21 protein-coding genes are annotated in these 16747 nt (G+C 71.7%); 15 read left to right on the forward strand and 6 right to left on the reverse strand.

Annotated elements, in window-relative coordinates:
• Window positions 1–59: 59 nt before the first annotated feature.
• Both LL648_RS27065 and LL648_RS27070 read right to left on the reverse strand, forming a co-directional pair.
• Window positions 60–1010, reverse strand: a complete 951-nt coding sequence (locus LL648_RS27065) for a GlxA family transcriptional regulator (RefSeq protein ID WP_232665554.1) — start codon at window positions 1008–1010, stop codon at window positions 60–62.
• A 152-nt stretch (window positions 1011–1162) separates the two neighbouring features.
• The gene (locus LL648_RS27070; protein WP_232665555.1) at window positions 1163–2374 is read right to left on the reverse strand and encodes an MFS transporter; all 1212 of its coding nucleotides are present in this window, start codon (window positions 2372–2374) and stop codon (window positions 1163–1165) included.
• A gap of 214 nt (window positions 2375–2588) precedes the next feature.
• Here LL648_RS27070 and LL648_RS27075 point away from each other — a divergent pair, with 214 nt between their 5' ends.
• Window positions 2589–2978 (forward strand): HIT family protein, encoded by a 390-nt coding sequence (locus tag LL648_RS27075; RefSeq protein ID WP_232665556.1) that lies wholly within the window; start codon window positions 2589–2591, stop codon window positions 2976–2978.
• Window positions 2979–3050: 72 nt separating this feature from the next.
• On the opposite strand, the gene LL648_RS27080 is transcribed toward LL648_RS27075, so the two are convergent.
• Window positions 3051–3890 carry an anti-sigma factor gene (locus LL648_RS27080; protein ID WP_232665557.1) on the reverse strand — a complete coding sequence of 280 codons (840 nt, stop codon included), beginning with the start codon at window positions 3888–3890 and terminating at the stop codon, window positions 3051–3053.
• Window positions 3887–4513: an RNA polymerase sigma factor gene (locus tag LL648_RS27085; RefSeq protein ID WP_232665558.1), complete on the reverse strand. Its 627-nt coding sequence runs from the start codon at window positions 4511–4513 to the stop codon at window positions 3887–3889. The genes LL648_RS27080 and LL648_RS27085 overlap by 4 nt, the downstream gene beginning before the upstream one ends.
• Before the next feature lie 99 nt (window positions 4514–4612).
• Between LL648_RS27085 and LL648_RS27090 the strand changes: the two genes are divergently transcribed.
• The 13 genes from LL648_RS27090 to LL648_RS27150 all read left to right on the forward strand — a co-directional run bounded on the left by LL648_RS27090 (window position 4613) and on the right by LL648_RS27150 (window position 15559).
• A complete protein-coding gene (locus tag LL648_RS27090) occupies window positions 4613–5335 on the forward strand; it encodes an alpha/beta fold hydrolase (RefSeq protein WP_232665559.1) in 723 nt (240 codons plus the stop codon).
• Window positions 5336–5348: 13 nt separating this feature from the next.
• A complete protein-coding gene (locus LL648_RS27095) occupies window positions 5349–6602 on the forward strand; it encodes an NAD(P)/FAD-dependent oxidoreductase (RefSeq protein WP_232665560.1) in 1254 nt (417 codons plus the stop codon).
• On the forward strand, window positions 6599–7318 hold the full coding sequence (locus LL648_RS27100; RefSeq protein WP_308190408.1) for a DUF1365 domain-containing protein: 720 nt from the start codon (window positions 6599–6601) through the stop codon (window positions 7316–7318). The genes LL648_RS27095 and LL648_RS27100 overlap by 4 nt, the downstream gene beginning before the upstream one ends.
• Complete coding sequence (locus LL648_RS27105) at window positions 7315–8574, forward strand: SAM-dependent methyltransferase (protein ID WP_232665562.1); 1260 nt, start codon at window positions 7315–7317, stop codon at window positions 8572–8574. The genes LL648_RS27100 and LL648_RS27105 overlap by 4 nt, the downstream gene beginning before the upstream one ends.
• Entirely contained in the window at window positions 8574–9875 is a 1302-nt protein-coding gene (locus LL648_RS27110) for an SAM-dependent methyltransferase (RefSeq protein WP_232665578.1), read from the forward strand. Before LL648_RS27105 ends, LL648_RS27110 begins: the two co-directional genes overlap by 1 nt.
• On the forward strand, window positions 9872–10705 hold the full coding sequence (locus LL648_RS27115; protein WP_232665563.1) for a DUF1295 domain-containing protein: 834 nt from the start codon (window positions 9872–9874) through the stop codon (window positions 10703–10705). Before LL648_RS27110 ends, LL648_RS27115 begins: the two co-directional genes overlap by 4 nt.
• Before the next feature lie 341 nt (window positions 10706–11046).
• The gene (locus LL648_RS27120; RefSeq protein ID WP_232665564.1) at window positions 11047–11856 is read left to right on the forward strand and encodes a DUF4956 domain-containing protein; all 810 of its coding nucleotides are present in this window, start codon (window positions 11047–11049) and stop codon (window positions 11854–11856) included.
• On the forward strand, window positions 11853–12704 hold the full coding sequence (locus LL648_RS27125; protein ID WP_232665565.1) for a polyphosphate polymerase domain-containing protein: 852 nt from the start codon (window positions 11853–11855) through the stop codon (window positions 12702–12704). Before LL648_RS27120 ends, LL648_RS27125 begins: the two co-directional genes overlap by 4 nt.
• A gap of 16 nt (window positions 12705–12720) precedes the next feature.
• Window positions 12721–13392: a histidine phosphatase family protein gene (locus tag LL648_RS27130; protein ID WP_232665566.1), complete on the forward strand. Its 672-nt coding sequence runs from the start codon at window positions 12721–12723 to the stop codon at window positions 13390–13392.
• Window positions 13393–13539: 147 nt separating this feature from the next.
• Window positions 13540–13839, forward strand: coding sequence for a hypothetical protein (locus LL648_RS27135; RefSeq protein ID WP_232665567.1), 300 nt, complete (start codon window positions 13540–13542; stop codon window positions 13837–13839).
• A 92-nt stretch (window positions 13840–13931) separates the two neighbouring features.
• The gene (locus LL648_RS27140) at window positions 13932–14402 is read left to right on the forward strand and encodes a peroxiredoxin (protein WP_232665568.1); all 471 of its coding nucleotides are present in this window, start codon (window positions 13932–13934) and stop codon (window positions 14400–14402) included.
• The gene (locus LL648_RS27145) at window positions 14383–15246 is read left to right on the forward strand and encodes a phosphotransferase family protein (protein WP_232665569.1); all 864 of its coding nucleotides are present in this window, start codon (window positions 14383–14385) and stop codon (window positions 15244–15246) included. The genes LL648_RS27140 and LL648_RS27145 overlap by 20 nt, the downstream gene beginning before the upstream one ends.
• A 40-nt stretch (window positions 15247–15286) precedes the next feature.
• The gene (locus tag LL648_RS27150; RefSeq protein ID WP_255686541.1) at window positions 15287–15559 is read left to right on the forward strand and encodes a TFIIB-type zinc ribbon-containing protein; all 273 of its coding nucleotides are present in this window, start codon (window positions 15287–15289) and stop codon (window positions 15557–15559) included.
• An 80-nt stretch (window positions 15560–15639) separates the two neighbouring features.
• Here LL648_RS27150 and LL648_RS27155 read toward each other — a convergent pair whose 3' ends face one another.
• Window positions 15640–15792 carry a hypothetical protein gene (locus LL648_RS27155; protein WP_232665571.1) on the reverse strand — a complete coding sequence of 51 codons (153 nt, stop codon included), beginning with the start codon at window positions 15790–15792 and terminating at the stop codon, window positions 15640–15642.
• Window positions 15793–15973: 181 nt separating this feature from the next.
• Entirely contained in the window at window positions 15974–16444 is a 471-nt protein-coding gene (locus LL648_RS27160; RefSeq protein ID WP_232665572.1) for a CAP domain-containing protein, read from the reverse strand.
• A gap of 41 nt (window positions 16445–16485) precedes the next feature.
• Here LL648_RS27160 and LL648_RS27165 point away from each other — a divergent pair, with 41 nt between their 5' ends.
• Window positions 16486–16629, forward strand: a complete 144-nt coding sequence (locus tag LL648_RS27165; RefSeq protein ID WP_232665573.1) for a hypothetical protein — start codon at window positions 16486–16488, stop codon at window positions 16627–16629.
• Window positions 16630–16747: the final 118 nt, after the last annotated feature.

Consider the following 16747-nt stretch of genomic DNA (forward strand, 5'->3'; position numbering starts at 1 on the left):
TTGGGTGGATGCGCGCCGAAAACGCGCGCATGTGCCCAAAACGGTGGGGAAGTTTGCGGTCAGCGGGTCGTTGCGCTGGCGCGGAACGTCCGGCGGTAGGCGAGCGGGGCGGTTCCGGTGGCCCTGACGAACTGCTGGCGCAGGTTCCCGGTGCTGCCGAGCCCGCAGCGCCGGGCGATGCGCTCGATCGGCTCGCTCGTGGTCTCGAGCAACTGCCTGACCATCTCGATGCGCTTGCCGAGCAGCCACTGCAGCGGCGTCGTCCCCAGCTGCGCCCGGAACCGGCGGGCGAGGGTGCGCTGGCTCATGTTCGCCTGGCGGGCGAGGTCGGCGAGGCTCAGCGGCTGGTCGAGCCGCGCGAGCGTCCAGTCGAGCAGGCGTGAGATGTCGTCGTCGGGTTCCGGCAGCTGTGCCGCGACGAACTGCGGCCGGTCACCCGTCCGGTGCGGTGGCGTGAGCATGCGCCGGGCGATCGCGTTGGCGGCGGCCGTTCCGTGGTCGGCGCGGATCAGGTCGAGGCACGCGTCGAGCGTCGCCGCCCCGCCCGCGGCCGTGATGACGCGCCCGTCGCCGGTGTAGAGCGTCGACGGGTCGACCTCGACATCGGGATGGCGGCGGGCCAGCTCGTCGGCGTGCAACCAGTGCGTCGTCGCCCGGCGGCCGCGCAGCAGCCCGGCCTGCGCCAACGCGAACGCCCCGGTCCCGGCGCCGACGATCCGGACACCCCGCAGGTGGGCGTGCCGCAGCGCCTGCAGCACCGCAACCGGCTGCCGGGTGGCCGGGTCGGCCGCAGGCACGAGCAGCGTGCCAGCGCTGAAGATGCCGTCGAGCCCGGACGTCGCCTCGACGGCGAACCGCCCCACGACCAGCGTGCTCCCGGGCTCGACGGCGCAGATCCGCAGCTCGTACGGCAGGGCGGCAGCCGCATGGACGTCGAAGAGCTCAACCGGCACAGCGATGTCCAGCGCCGACGCGGCCGGCAGCACCAGCACCGCAACCACGTGCCGCATGCCCGGCAGCACACGTGGTCGACACACCGCAGCCGTCACGTGAGTCCCCCCGCAAGTCGTCCACGAACGTGTCGACGACTCTCGGGCACCACCCGAGGCCCCTCAAGGCCACGAACCGGACATCTAGCGGACAGGCGCTACCGGACAGGGGGCTACCGGACCGGGCTACCAGCTCCGACCGGCACCGTCGCGATCGCTGCCGCTCCCAGTGCCGCGACCGCGCCGAAGATCATGAAGCCCCAGGGGTAGGCCAGGCCCGCGGTCAGCAGCGCGCCGCCGATGACGGGGCCGGTGATGGCGCCGAGCCGACCGACCCCGCTGGCGCTGCCCACGGCCGTGCCGCGCATGACGGCGGGATAGGTCTGGCTGACGTAGGCGTAGACCAGCACCTGCGAGCTGAAGACGAAGACGCCGGCGAGCAGGACGCTCACGTAGACCCCGATGCCGGGCAGCCGGACGGTGAGCAGCACCAGGAACACCGCCGCGGCCGCGAACCAGATGATCACCGAGCGGCGCACCCCGATCCGGTCGGACACCCGTCCTGCTACCAGCAGCCCCAGCACGGCACCGACGTTGAGCACCAGCAGCAGCGCCAGCGCGGCGTCGAGCTGGTAGCCGGCGGTGCGCATGATCGACGGCAGCCACGTGTTCAGGCCGTAGACCAGCAGCAGCCCCATGAACGACGCCACCCAGAACGCGATCGTCGCCATCAGCATCCCGCCGTGGAACAGCCCCGACACCGGGTTGCGGGAAGACGTTTCGACCCGGGACCGTTCGAAGTCGCTCGACTCCGGCAGGAACCGCAGCAGCAACGGCACGAACACCAGCGCCGGGAGCGCGCCCAGCACGAACATCACCCGCCAGCCGAGGCTGGGGATCACGATGATCCCGAGCAGCGACGTGAGCACCGCGCCGGCGTGGTACCCGGTCATGAGCGTCGTGGTCGCGCTGCCCGGACGCCCGCCCTTGGAGAACTCGTTGACCATCGCGATCGCCACCGGCAGCACCCCGCCGAGCCCTAGCCCGGCGAGGAACCGCAGCGCCCCGAACGTCCACGGGTCGGGCGCGACGGCGCACAGCGCCGTGAAGATCGAGAAGCTCACGACGGTGATCAGCATCGTGCGGCGCCGGCCGATGACGTCGGTGATCGCACCGATCGCCAGCGCCCCGATCATGACGCCGAGCAGGCCGACCACCGAGATCAGCGAGCCGCTCGCGGGGTCGAGCCCCCAGGACGGCTCCTGCATCAGCGATGGGAGCACGACGCCGAGCACCACGAGGTCGAAACCTTCCAGCGCCACCGCCGTCCAGCACAGGGGTGCGACCCAGGAGCGGAGCGGGTTCGACGTCGAATCCGTTGACATGGGCAGGGAGTATCGGCACCTCGTCCCGGCCCTGTCTGCGCCGCCTTCCGCTGAGCGGAAGGATTCCACGCCCGGCGCGGCAAGGTGCCCGTCGACAACGACGTTTTGGCTGTTGTGAGCGTTAACAAATGACCAGAACGTCGTTGTCGACGGCCTACTGTGTGCGGCCATGGGGTGTGCGATTTGTGCGGCGTTGGCCGGTCGGGGAGCGCTCGTGTCGCCCCTCGTGTGGCAGGACGAGCTGGTGTACGTGTGCCACGCGGCGCCGGTCGGCGGGTCCGTCGCGCTCGGGCACGTCATCGTCGAGACCAAGCGCCACGCCGCGTACCTCGACGGGCTCACGGATGCCGAGGCGGCGGCCGTCGGGCTGGCGGTGCGCCGCCTCGCGGCAGCGCTGCGTGCGGAGCTGGATGTCGAGTTCGTGCACGCGGCGGTGATCAACCAGGGCATGGAGCACTTCCACGAGCACGTCTACGTCCGGCACCGGGGCACGCCCGCCGAGTTCAACTGGTCGCGGGCCGACGAATGGCCCGGCGCGCCACGAGGCGACGACGCCGCGGTGGCCGACCTGTGCCGCAGGCTGGCCGCCCACTTCCCCGGCTGACGAAACTTCCCCACCGTTTTGCCTATCTGCAGACCCCGGAGGGCGTGCAGGTTGGCAAAACGGTGGGGAACTTCACTGCGCGACGGGGCCCTGCGCGACGAGCTCGGTCGGGGTGGTCGGCGGTACGCGGCCGGGTTCGAGCGAGATGGCGTACGCCGTGTAGTGCAGCGGGTGTTCCGAGTGCAGCGCCTGCATGGGCTGCTCGCGGGTCACGTCGAACGCACCGAGCGGCTCCGGCGCGGCGCCGGCCGGGTCGCCCGCGATGCCCCACAGCACGTAGGTGGTGTCGCCGCCGTTGGGCTGCAGGCCGGGGCCGACGACGATCGGTCCGCTTTGAGCCGCGATGACCGCGGCTACGGCGTGGCCCCCCTGCGACGAGTGCAGTGTGGCGTGCGTGGTCGGGGTCGAGACCAGCCCGACGATCGCCTCGGCCATCGCCTGCACCTGAGCGGCCTGCGCGTCGCGCTGCTGCTGGACGACCGCGGTGTACGCGCCGAGCCCGCCGAACGCGAGCACGGCTGCCGCGGCGAGCGCAACCGCCACGATCCGCCGTCGTCGGGGTCCTCGGGTGGCGGGGCGCCGCTCGTCCTGCCGCTGCGGCGGGCGCCGCGCGGCGGGCGGCTGCTCCTCGCGGGCCGGCGGCCGGGGCGTCGGCGGTACCGGCGGTGTCTGGCGGATCTGTGGCGTCCGCTCGGCCAGCTCGACGATCGAGTCGCGCAGCCGCTCCGGCGGGTCGAGCTGCGGCACCGCGGCGCCGATGTCCCCGGCGATCCGCTCGGTCTCGGCAACCATCTCCTGGCACGCGGCGCAGCCGGGCAGGTGCTGCTCGAACGCGGCCTCCTCGTCGGGTTCGAGCGCGTGCAACCCGTACGCGACGGCCTGCCCCTCCATGTCGCACGTCTCGTCGTTCATGCCGGGCCCCCGTCGAAGGTCTCGGAGTCACCCGTCACCGGGCCGAGCAGGTTGCGCAACCGCTGGATGCCGCTGAACATCCGCGACTTGACCGTCCCCAACGGCACCCCGGTCAACGCTGCCACCTCGCGCTGGGTGTAGCCCGCGAAGTAGGCCAGTGCCAGCGCCCGCCGCTGGTCGGCCGGCAGATCGGCCAGCGCCGACCGCACCTGGCCTGCCGTGACGGCGTCGAGCGCCGCTGTGTCGGCGCCACCCTCCGACGGCTCGTCGGGCGCGGCCGGCCCGGTGTGCCTGCGGAGGCGTTCCTCGCTGCGCACGGCGTCGACCGACTTGTGGTGCACCAGCGTGAGGAACCACGACGCGAACTGGCCCCGCGCGGCGTCGAAGCGCCCGGGGTCGCGCCAGAAGGCGATGAAGGCCTCCTGCACGACGTCCTCCGCGATCTTCTCGTCGACGCATATCCGCACGGCCAGCGAGTAGGCCCGCCGCCCGTACCGGTCGTAGAGGGCAGCCAGCGCTGCGGACGAGCCGCCCGCGACCGACGCGACGAGCTCACCGTCGCTCGCCGGCACATCGAGTCCCAGCCGGTCGGGTGCGTTCGAGCCATGGGCCTCGTCAGCCACCAGCAGCGTCCTCACACGAGAGCATTCGACATCCGGGCCGGAACGGTTCGACCGGGCTGCAGACTGTAATCGAGGCCCCCGTCCCCGACGATCCGAGGTATGACCATGGCGGCACTGCCGCGTCTCGACCCGATCGGTCGTTCCTCGGCCGATCCTGCCGCGCTGGTGCTCGTGCTGCACGGCGGCCGCGCGAACAGCACCGAGAGCGGTGAGCCGAAGCGGCTCGCCTACCGGCGGATGCTGCCGTTCGCCACGATGCTCGCCCGCCGCCCCGAGCTGGACGTGCAGCTGCTGCGGTACCGGGTGCGCGGCTGGAACGCGCCGCGCAAGGACGCGCAGCTCGACGCCGAGTGGGGCATCACGGAGCTCGCGAAGCGCCACCCGGGACGTCCGGTCGTGCTGGTCGGGCACTCGATGGGCGGCCGGGCCGCGCTCGGCGCCGCCGGGGCCCCCGAGGTGACGGCCGTGTGCGCGCTCGCCCCGTGGCTGGACGGCTCCGATCCCGTCGAGCAGCTCGCCGACCGTTCGGTGCTCATCGCCCACGGCGACCGGGAACGCTGGACGAGCCCGCGAGCCTCCTACGACTACGCGCTGCGTGCCGCGGCCGTGACGGACCGGATCGCCCGGTTCGACATCCACGGCGCCGGCCACTTCATGATCACCAGGTCGGCCGACTGGCACGGTTTGGTCCGCCGGTTTGTGATGGGCGTCACAGGCCTCGAACCGGAGGACCGCGACATCGCGAATGCCATGCGTCAACCCGCCCCCGGCGGCTTGCGCGTTGCGCTCGCGGCCGGTCGACGACCTGGAGCCGATCCATGACCCGAACGGGCCGATGAGCCGCCCGACCGCTGCGGTCGTCGGTGCCGGTGTCGCCGGACTGACGGCCGCCTACCTGCTGCAACGTCGATACGATGTCACCCTGTTCGAGGCCGAGCCCCGCCTGGGCGGCCACGCGCACACCCACGACGTCGTGGCGACCGACGGCGGCACGGCGGCCGTCGACACCGGGTTCATCGTCCACAACGACCGCACCTACCCCCACCTGCTGCGGCTGCTGCGCGAGCTGGGCGTCGCCACCCAGCCGGCCGAGATGTCGATGAGCGTGCGCTGCGACGGCTGCGGTCTCGAGTACGCCGGTGCGCGCGGTCTCGCCGGGCTCTTCCCTCGGCTCGCGAACGCCACCAGCCCCGCCTACCTGCGGATGCTCGGCGAGGTCTCCCGGTTCCACCGGCACGCCGCGAGGATCGTCGACGACGAGCGGGCCGGCGACATCACGCTCGGCGCGTTCCTCGCGGTCGGCGGGTACTCCCGCTACTTCACCGAGCACTTCATGATCCCGGTGGTCTCCGCCGTCTGGTCGGCCGGCGCCGCCGTCTCGCTGCGGTACCCCGCGCGCTACCTGTTCACGTTCCTGCGCCACCACGGGATGCTCGCGGTCGGCGGCTCGCCGCAGTGGCGGACCGTTGTCGGCGGCTCGCGCACCTACGTCGAGCTGGCGGCGAAGCAGCTCTCGGCGGTGCACGTCGGCACGCCGGTGCGGGCCGTGCGCAGGCTCGCCCACGGCGTCGAGATCCGCGACGACGCCGACACCGCGCACGTCGTCGACGCGGCCGTCCTCGCCACGCACCCCGACCAGGCGCTCCGCTTGCTCGCCGAGCCGACCGACGCCGAGCGGGCGACCCTCGGCGCCTTCACCTACTCGCGCAACGTGACGCAGCTGCACCACGACACCTCGCTGCTGCCGCGCACCACCCGCGCGTCCTGGAACTATCTCAAGCCGGCCTGCGCCGCCGACGGGCCGGTGCTGGTCAGCTACGACATGAACCGGCTGCAGCAGCTGGCCGAACCGGACGACTACGTCGTGACGCTCAACGGCGCCGACCGCGTCGACCCGCGGTCGGTCGTCGCGACGATGACCTACGAGCACCCCGTCTACACGCCGGAGTCGGTGGCCGCCCAACGCGACCTGCCCGCACTGGACGACGGCCGGCTCGCGTTCGCGGGCGCGTACCACGGCTGGGGGTTCCACGAGGACGGATGCGCGTCCAGCGTCCGCGCCGCTGCCTCGTTCGGCGTGTGCTGGTGACCGCCCTCTACGACGTGACGATCCGGCATTCGCGCACGCAGCGGCTGGAGCGCTCCTTCCGGCACCGCGGCTACCTCTGGCTCGTCGATCTCGACGCGCTGCCGTCGATGCCTCGCCTGCTGCGTCCGTTCGCCCGGTTCCAGGCCCGCGATCACGCGGGCGACCCGGCCGGCACGATCCGCGGCAACCTCGACGGCTGGCTCGCCACGAAGGGCGTCGAGCTCAACGGCGGGCGCGTGCTGATGCTCGCCAACGCCCGCCTGCTCGGGTACGTGTTCAACCCGATCAGCGTGTTCTGGTGCTACGCGCCCAGCGGCTTGCTCGCCTGCGTCGTGGCCGAGGTGCACAACACCTACGGCGAGCGCCACCGCTACCTCCTGCACCCCGACCACGCGGGCCGCGCCGAGGTGGAGAAGGACCTCTACGTCTCGCCGTTCCTGCAGGTCGAAGGGACGTACCGGATGTCGGTGCCGCTGCCCGGCGAGACGCTCGCGATCTCCGTCGCGCTGCACCAGCACGGCCGGGTCGCGTTCTCGGCATCCGTCACGGGCGACCGGCGGCCGGCCACCGCCGGCGCGCTGGCCCGGATGCTCCTGCGCCACCCGCTGATGCCACACCGCACCACCGCACTGATCCGCCGCCACGGCATCGCGCTGTGGCTGCGGGGCCTGCCCGTCACGCCGCGGCAGCAGAAGACGAAGGAGCGTGCCCGATGAGCGTTTCACCGACCACACGCCCGAACCACGACATCGCGCCAGGCCCGGCCCGGGTGACGTGGCCGGGGCTGGCCACGCCGCCGCACTCCCCGGCGCGGGCGCGGATCGCGGAGGCGCTGTTCCGCAGGGCCGTCGCGCCGCTGCCCGTCAGGGTCGTGTTCGCCGGCGGCGAGCGGATCGGCACCGGCGGGCCCGTCATGCGGATCGTGCGTCCGAAGGCCTTCTTCCACCGGCTCGGGGCCGGCTCGAAGATCGGCTTCGGCGAGTCGTACATGGCGGGCGACTGGACGTCGACGCAGCTCGCCGAGCTGCTGACGCCCTTCGCCGCCACGCTCTCCACGTTGATCCCGCCGGTGCTGCAGAAGGTCGGGCGCCGGCTGGCGGAAGCGCGCACACCCGCGGCCGACCGCAACACCCCGACCGGCTCGCGGGCCAACGTCCACCGCCACTACGACCTGTCCAACGAGCTGTTCGCCGCGTTCCTCGACGAGTCGATGACCTACTCGGCCGCGTGGTTCGCCGAGCCGGCAGACACCCTCGCGCAGGCGCAGCTGCGCAAGATCGACGGTGTGCTCGACATGGCCGGCGTGCGTTCCGGCCAGCACGTGCTGGAGATCGGCACGGGCTGGGGCGCGCTCGCCATCCGTGCGGCCGAGCGCGGCGCGCGGGTGACGACGCTGACGATCTCGGCGGAGCAGGCGACGCTCGCGCAGCAGCGGATCGACGCTGCGGGCGTTGCCGACCGCGTGCAGGTGCTGCTGCGCGACTACCGGGAAGCGCAGGGCAGCTACGACGCTGTGGTGAGCGTCGAGATGATCGAGGCCGTCGGCGCCGAGTACTGGCCGACGTACTTCGCCGCGATCGACCGGCTGCTGCGGCCCGGCGGCCGGGTCGGGTTGCAGGCGATCACGATGCCGCACGACCGCATGCTCGCCGCGCGGCACGACTACTCCTGGATCCACAAGTACGTCTTCCCCGGCGGGCTGATCCCGTCGGTCACCGCGATCGAGGAGAACGTCGCGGCGCACACCGGGCTGCGGATCGTCGAGCGGCGCAGCCTCGGACCGGACTACGCGCACACGCTCGCGCACTGGCGCCGGACGTTCCTCGACCGGTGGGACGACGTCGCCGTGCTCGGGTTCGACGAGACGTTCCGCCGGATGTGGGAGTTCTACCTGGCCTACAGCGAGGCGGGGTTCCGGGTCGGCTACCTCGATGCCTTCCAGCTCTCGCTGGCCGAACGAGCGGCGCTGTGATGCCGGTCGCGCCGCAGCTCGCCGCGCTCGTCGAGCGCCTGCTCGGGGCGCCGGTGCCGGTGCGGATCACCGCGTGGGACGGCAGCTCCGCCGGACCGGCCGACGGCCCGACGGTGGTCGTCGGGCGCCGCCGCGCGCTGCGCAGGCTGCTGTGGAACCCGGGGGAGCTGGGCCTCGCGAGGGCGTTCGTCGCCGGCGAGCTCGACGTCGAAGGGGATATCGCCGAGGGCCTCTCGCGGTTCTGGTCCGCCGCGCCCACCGGCCGCCGGGTCGGACCGGGCGAGCTGCTCCGTGCGTTCGGCCTCGCGGTGCGGGTCGGGGCGCTGGGCCCCCGACCCGCACCGCCCACCTCGGAGGCGCGGCTCGCGGGGCGGCTGCACACCGGCCGCCGGGACAAGGCGGCGATCGCGCACCACTACGACCTCTCCAACACCTTCTACGAGTTCCTCCTCGACGAGCGGATGGCGTACTCGTGCGGGTACTGGACGCAGGAGCCCTCGGCCGGGTACGGGCTGGCGGATGCGCAGCGCGACAAGCTCGACCTGATCTGCCGCAAGCTCGACCTGCGTCCCGGAATGCGGCTGCTCGACGTCGGGTGCGGCTGGGCGTCGCTGCTCGTGCACGCCGCCACCGAGTACGGCGTGCACGCGGTCGGCGTGACGCTCTCGGCGCAGCAGCGGGCGTTCGGCGCGGCCCGGGTGGAGGCGCTGGGCCTGTCCACGTCGGTGGAGATCCGCCAGCAGGACTACCGCGAGATCGTGGACGGCCCGTTCGACGCGATCGCCTCGATCGAGATGGGCGAGCACGTCGGCGAGCGGAACTACCCGGTGTACGCGGCGCAGCTGCACCGCCTGCTGCTCCCGCAGGGACGGCTCCTGCTGCAGCAGATGTCCCGCGGTGCGGCGGGGGTGAACTCCGCGCCGGGCGGCGGGGCGTTCATGGAGCGGTACGTCGCGCCGGACATGTTCATGCGCCCGCTCGGGTCCACGCTCGACATCCTGGAGGCGTCGGGGCTCGAGGTGGTCGACGTGCGGTCGTTGCGCGAGGACTACGTCCGCACGGTCCGCCCGTGGCTCGACACGCTGCAGGAACGCGCCGAGGAGGCGATCGACCTCATCGGCTACGAGCAGTACCGCGTCTGGCTGCTGTACCTGGCGGGTGCCTCGTTGGCGTTCGCGGAGAACCGGATGGGTGTGCACCAGATCCTGATGGTGCGGCCCGCCGCCGACGGGTCGTCGGGGCTGCCCGTCCCGGCCGACGGCTGGTCGGTGGGCCGGCAGCCCGACAGGATGTCGGCATGACGGCATTCCCGTGGGGCGCCGCGCTCACCAACTTCTGGGTGGCCGCGGTGGTGATCGTCGTGGTGTTCCTTGCCGCGCTCGGCGTCGCGGTCGGGCTGCGCGGCGGCCGGCACGACGGGATCGACGTCGCATGGGGTCTGGGGTTCGCGGCCGTCGCCGTGACGACGCTCGTCGCGTCCGAGGGGTACGGCGACGGCTGGCGGCGCTGGCTGATCACGGCACTGACCTGCGTTTGGGGGCTGCGGCTCAGCTGGCACATCGCCCGGCGCAACCGCGGCAAGCCCGAGGACCCGCGTTACGTCGAGATCCGGGACCGGGCGAAGAGCAACCCCGTCGCGCACCTCGTCCGCAAGGTCTACGTGCCGCAGGCCGTGATCATGTGGGTGGTGTCGCTCCCCGTGCAGCTCGGCCAGTACGGGTTCGCCGACGGGACGGCCACGCTGCTGATCACCGTGCTGGGCGTGCTCCTGTGGGTGGTCGGGTTCGTGTTCGAGACCGTCGGCGACGCGCAGCTCGCAGCCTTCACCGCCGACCCCGACAACCGCGGCAAGGTGATGGACCGCGGCCTGTGGCGCTACACCCGCCACCCCAACTACTTCGGCGACGCGGCCGTCTGGTGGGGCCTCACCGTGCTCGCGCTGCACCACGCCGCCGGCCTCATCGGGCTGGTGGGCGCGGCGATCATGACATGGCTGCTGGTCAAGGGCACCGGCGCGAAGCTGCTCGAATCGAGCATCGGGCAACGCCGGCCCGGCTACGCCGAGTACGTCCGCCGAACCAGCGGGTTCCTCCCGCTCCCACCCCGCAAGGACGTCCCCGAGGGCCGGTGACCGCCGCTGCGCAGCCCGACCGGCCCACATCGGGCGTCCCGATCACACCGATCGCCGAATCCGAGAATGCGCCGCGATACCACGCGTCAATTTCCTCACCGGATTGAGGGAGTTTCAGTGCAAGATCCGCCCGAGTGCCGGGTGTGTCGTCGCGGAATGTGGTGAAGGTGCCCCGATTCATCAGTTCGTGTTGCTTGACGACAAGGATTCCCACGTAGAAGGTGGATCGCAGGTTAGCTACTGGCAACGCGAGGGTTAGCGCGAGCTGAACTGGCGTATACGTGAGGCGGTACGAGCCGGCGTCTTGCGAGCGCGGTACCGACGACAACGGAGGTTCCACAATGCTCGGGGCGTACGTCGACTACGCGATCAGCCTGGCCGCGGACATGGTCGCGATCTTCCTGCTGGCCTACGGCCTGTACTTCCGCCGCCATCGGCGCGCGGACCTCCTGCTGGCCTACGTCGCGCTGAACGTCGGCATCTTCGTGGCGATGTCGTTGCTGGCCTCGGTGCGGGTGGACCTCGCACTGGGCTTCGGGTTGTTCGCGATCCTGTCGATCATCCGGCTCCGGTCGAGCACGGTGACCCAGCAGGAAGTGGCCTACTACTTCGTTGCGCTGGTACTGGGCCTGGTCAACGGCATCGCGCTGGCCGACCGCTGGTTGACGCTGGGCATCAACGTCCTGCTGCTGCTGACCATGCTCGTCGCCGACAACAAGCGTCTCCGAGACCGGACCCGGCGGACCGACATCACCCTGGACGTCGTGCACGTCGATGACGCCGCGCTGGTGGCCGATCTGGAGCGCCGGCTCGGCGGGCGCGTGCTCCACCACGAGGTGAACGTGGTCGACCACGTGCGCGGCTGCATGGTCGTCGACGTGCGGTACCGCGCCGGGCAGCCCGTTGCGGACGCCGTCCCCGAGGGGCATCGCCTCGAGATCATCCTGGACGTCGTGCACGCCGACGAGGCGGCGCTGGTGGCCGACCTGGAGCGTCGACTGGGTTGCCGGGTGCAGTCCCACCAGGTCAAGAACATCGACTACGTGCGGGACACGATGGTCGTGGACGTCCGGTACAGCCGCGCGGCCGACGGCGGTGCGGACCGCGTCGAGCCGGGCCTCGACGGGCACGTCGTGGTGGTGGAGTCATGAGTGCCCCCACCTTGCAGGCGCCACGTCGCGGCCGGCGCACCAGGGGCCCGGCCCGCGCGCGCCCCGCGGAGCGCGCGGTGGTCGCGGCCGGCGCGCTGGTCGAGCCGATCGGGCTCACCGAGCTCAACGCCATGGCCGAACTGCAGACCCGGGTGGATTGCAAGTACTTCGTGCCGGCGGACGTGTTCCGCCGGCTGGTGCGCGGGATGGCCGACGAGCTGCGGGTGCTCGAGATCGGTGGGCAGCGCGACTTCGGCTACGAGTCGGTGTACTTCGACACCGCTGACCTGTCCGCCTACCGCGCGCACGTGCAGCGCCGGCGCCGTCGGTTCAAGGCCCGCACCCGGACCTACACCGACACCCGGCTCTGCATGTTCGAGGTCAAGCTCTCCGGCACACGCGGAGAGACGATCAAGCAGCGGGTGCCGCATCCGTTCGATCGGCGCGCGGAGCTCACCGACTCGGCGCTGGCGCACCTCGCGGCCGCGCTGGAATCGGCGCACCACCAGGAGCTGCCGGCCGGACTGGCGCCCTCGGTGATCACCGAATACCGGCGCACCACCTTCGTCACCCGTGCCGGCGACGCCCGGCTGACCTGCGACGTGAGCCTGGTCTGCCACGACCCGGCCCGCGCGGTTCGCGACACGGGCACCCACGTGCTGGTGGAGAGCAAGTCCAGCGGCCACCGCGGCAGCGCGGTCGACCGGTTCCTGCGCGAGCTGGGCGTGCGGCCGGCATCGGTGAGCAAGTACTGCGTCGGCATCGCCGCGCTGCGCCCGGACCTACCATCCAACCCGTGGCACCAGACCTTGCGTCGCTACTTCACGCCGCCGCAGGCCGCCTCCTGAGCGGGGCGGTGTTCCCGTGAGCAGCGGGCTGGTCCGCTCGGCGTTGCGGCTGGCGACGATCGGGCTGGCTGCGTCGGCGCTCATGGCCGCCTGCGGCAGTGCGCCGTCACCGTCGCCCTCGCGCGACAGGGCCGCGAGCAGCGGTCCCGACGTCGTCATGATCATCCGGCATGCGGAGAAGCCGGACGGCCCGGACGAGGGCATCGACCAGCACGGCCGGGAGGACGGCGGCTCGTTGACCGCGACCGGGTGGGAGCGAGCACGCCGCTTGGTCGATCTGTTCGCCCCGGTGCACGGATCTCCGCCGAGGGGCTTGAGCCGCCCCGGGGTGATCTACGCGGCAGGTGCCACCGACGACGGCGAGGGGCTCCGTACCCGGCAGACGGTCGCACCGCTCTCGGCCGCGCTCGGTGTGCCGGTGCACACCGACTTCGGCAAGGGCGAGGAGGAGCGCCTCGTCAAGGAGGTGCTCGGCGAGCCGGGCACCGCATTGATCTCGTGGCAGCACAGCGGGATACCGGACATCGTCGACTCCTTCGGCGCGGTCACCCCGAAGCCGCCGAAGAAGTGGCCGGACGAGCGGTACGACCTGGTGTGGACGCTGACCAGGACCGCGGACGGCTGGCGCTTCGCCCAGATCCCGGAACTCCTGCTGCCCGGCGACGACCCCGAGGCCATCCCGGACTGAGTGCCTCGCGTCCCGGTACGTCCATCGGGGCTTGTCGCAGATCCACTTGTGGTCTATCTTCTTACCGAAGAGAGCGCTCTCGCGAATGTTCGGTAAGTGCTGTTATCGATCCTTGATGAACGGTTGCCCGGGGAGAGGGAGCGCTCTATGCGTCGATCGAGATTCATTGTCACCATTGGGCTGGCACTGGCCACCACGGCCGTGCTGAGCGGTCCGGCGAACGCGGCGGTGCCGGCCCAGTCGGCGGTCCAGTCGACGGTCCAGTCGACGGTCCAGTCGACGGCCGCCGTGGCGCAACCGCCGAGTACGGCGTGGACGACGGTCGGCCCGTACACCACGTGGCCGGCGTGCGATTCGGACCGCCGCCTGTACGCCTCGCGCTACAAGTACAAGACCCAGCCGTGCTTCCTGCACACGAACGGCTACTACTACTTCAAGTACGAGTAACCGGCACCCCGACTGCTTCGGGGATGCGACGGTCTGGTGGGGTTCGACGATGGTCGCGCTCCACCAGAACGTCCATCCCCAGGAGGAAGTCGATGAAAGCCGGTGACCTGGTCGAGGACTTCGAGCTGGCCGACGAGACGGGCACGTCCCGCTCGCTGTACGGGCTGCTCTCCGACGGGCCCGTCGTCCTGTTCTTCTACCCGGTGGCCTCCAGCGGCGGCTGCACGCGCGAGGCCTGCCACTTCCGCGACCTCGCGGCGGAGTTCGCGGAGCTGGGCGCGCAGCCGGTCGGGATCAGCAGCGACGGCTTGGAGGCTCAGCGGACGTTCGCGAGCGCGCACTCGCTGGGCTACCCGCTGCTCTCCGACGCCGGCAACGTGATCGCCAAGCGGTTCGGGGCGTACCGCAGCTTCCTTCCTGGCGGGCTGCACACCCGGCGGATGACGTTCGTGATCGACACCGACCGGACGCTCGCCGGCTCCGTGGCCAGCGAGACGAAGTTCGACCTGCACGCCGACCAGGCACTGGAGATCGTCCGGCACCGTGACAGCGTCCGCGAGTGAGCAGCTCGTCGAGGCGCTGACGGCGGTCGGCTGCGAGGCGGCTCCGACAGCGGTCGACCCCGTCGTGCTGTCCGAGCGAGCCGGGCGGCTCGTCGTGCGGGTCGGCGATGTCGTCGTCAAGGCGCACGCGGTGGGCACCGATCCGGACGCGCTCGCGGCGCGGCTGCGGCTCGTCGCCGATCGTCAACAACCAGGGCCGGTCTGGCTCCCGCCGGTCGGCGGCGTGCGGCACGTGCGCGACCGGCTCGTGACCGTCTGGCCTGCCGCCGAGACGGTCGCCGGTGCCGACCCGGACAGCGCCCCCTGGGTCGAAGGAGCCGAGCTGCTCGCCCGGCTGCACCGCTGTGCGCTGCCCGCTGACGTTCCCGCCGCCGGGTTCGCGGCCGGCGTCGAGCGGGCGGTGACGCGGATGGGGACGGGTTCCGCGGCCGACGCCGTGCGGCGGGCTTTCCGCGGACTCGGCCTGCCGCACGGCGGGAGCGCGGTGGTGCACGGCGACTGGCACCTCGGGCAGGTCGTCCACCACGGCGGGTGGCGGCTCATCGACGTCGACGACCTCGGCCTCGGCGACCCGGCTTGGGACCTTGCCCGGCCGGCGGCGCTCTACGCGGTCGGGCTGCTCGACCCGGTGCTGTGGGCGCGCTTCCTCGACGCCTACCGAGCAGCGGAGGGCCCGGCGGTCCCCGCGACAGGTGACCCGTGGCCCGTGCTGGACACGCCCGCCCGTGCTGCCGTCATCCGCCTGGCCGCACAGGCCGTCGTTCGAGCTGGGAGCACTGAAATGGACGAAACGGACGTCCTTCTCGTCGATGCATGTGTACGCATGAGCGAGGATCGACGCTAGGCTCGCCAGCTCATGGAAGTGCTGAGGGGGAGGTTCTCGGATGCAGTGCCCCAAGTGCCGAGGCACGATGCGGACGTACAACCGCAACGGCGTGCAGATCGAGCAGTGCGACAACTGCCGCGGGGTCTTCCTCGACTACGGCGAGCTGGAGCACCTCGCGCAGATGGAGGCCCGGTACGCGGCCCCGCCGCCCCCTCCGCAGCCCGGCTACGCGGCGCCGCCCGCCCCCGGTTACGGCGCGCCGGCGTGGGGCTCGTCCCACCACGGGCACCACAAGAAGAAGAGCTGGGCCCACATGATCTTCTCGACCTGACGTACAACTTCCCCACCGTTTTGCCAACCTGCACACCATTTTGGGTGTGCAAGTAGGCAAAACGGTGGGGAAGTTTGCGGTCAGCGACGCCAGAAGCGCCAGCCGCGTCTCGGTTTGCCGGGCGTCGAGCGCTGGGGCGCCGGGAACGGGCGGTCCAGCGGGTCGGGCGAGAGTGCCCGCTCCGGCAGCTCGACGGGCCGCAGCGCGGGGATCGTCGACGGCGGCGGGGGCACGGGCGCGTCGAGGAACTGGGTGGATGTGGCCGGGTGCTCGGCCGACGGCGTACGGGGCTGGGGTATTGCCGACTCGCTCGTTGGCCGACCGGTTCTGGTGCTTGTGCTTCGGTCGCTCACGTGTTCGCCTATCGCGGCGCGCGGAAGGCGTGTTACGCGATCCGCGCGCCGCCGGCGAAGGTCACTTCTCGGTGGCGAAGTCCTGCGTCCAGTAGCGCCCCGAACGGGCGACGCCGATGTTCTCCAGATTGCAGTTGAGGATGTTGGCGCGGTGGCTCTCGCTCTTCATCCACAGGTCCATCACACGCTGCGGTGACGTCGTGCCCATCGCGACGTTCTCGGCCGCGCGGCGGTAGTTGAAGCCCTCGCGGCGGATCCGCTCGCCGAACGACGAGCCGTCGGAGCCGACGTGGGACATGCTGCCGTTCTCCTCCTGGTCCTGCGCGTGTTTGCTGGCCGCCGTGGTCAGGCGGGAGTCGATGGTGACGGGGTCGCAGCCCGCGTCCGCGCGTGCGTCGTTGACGAGTGCCACCACCGCGTCCTCGTCACCGGCGGCGAACGCCGGGGCGGAGGAGAGGACGAGCGGGGCGGCGACCATCACGGCAAGCAGGGCGATGCGGGCGGGCAGCCGTCGGCTGCGCTGGGTGCTCACGGTCGATACAACGTCCGATCGGGGTATCCCGATACGGTGAATTGATCACCGACCGCTACTCCGTCGCGATTGGAACGGGCGCGGGGTCGTTCATCAGCGCCGGGCTGAAAGCGCGCCACGCGATCGCTGTCAGGACGACCATTCCCGCGAACCCGATCCAGAACGGCGCGGTGATCCCGAGCTAGGAGCGCCCTGAACGACTGGGACCTACTGCGCGGCGTCCAGACGGCGCCCTCGCGGCGTTGCGCGGACACGTCGATACAACAGCGGTATCGCCGTATCCGCGCGCCTTGCGAGGACACC

This window comes from Pseudonocardia sp. TRM90224 (assembly GCF_021245725.1).
Taxonomy (GTDB): Bacteria; Actinomycetota; Actinomycetes; order Mycobacteriales; family Pseudonocardiaceae; genus Pseudonocardia.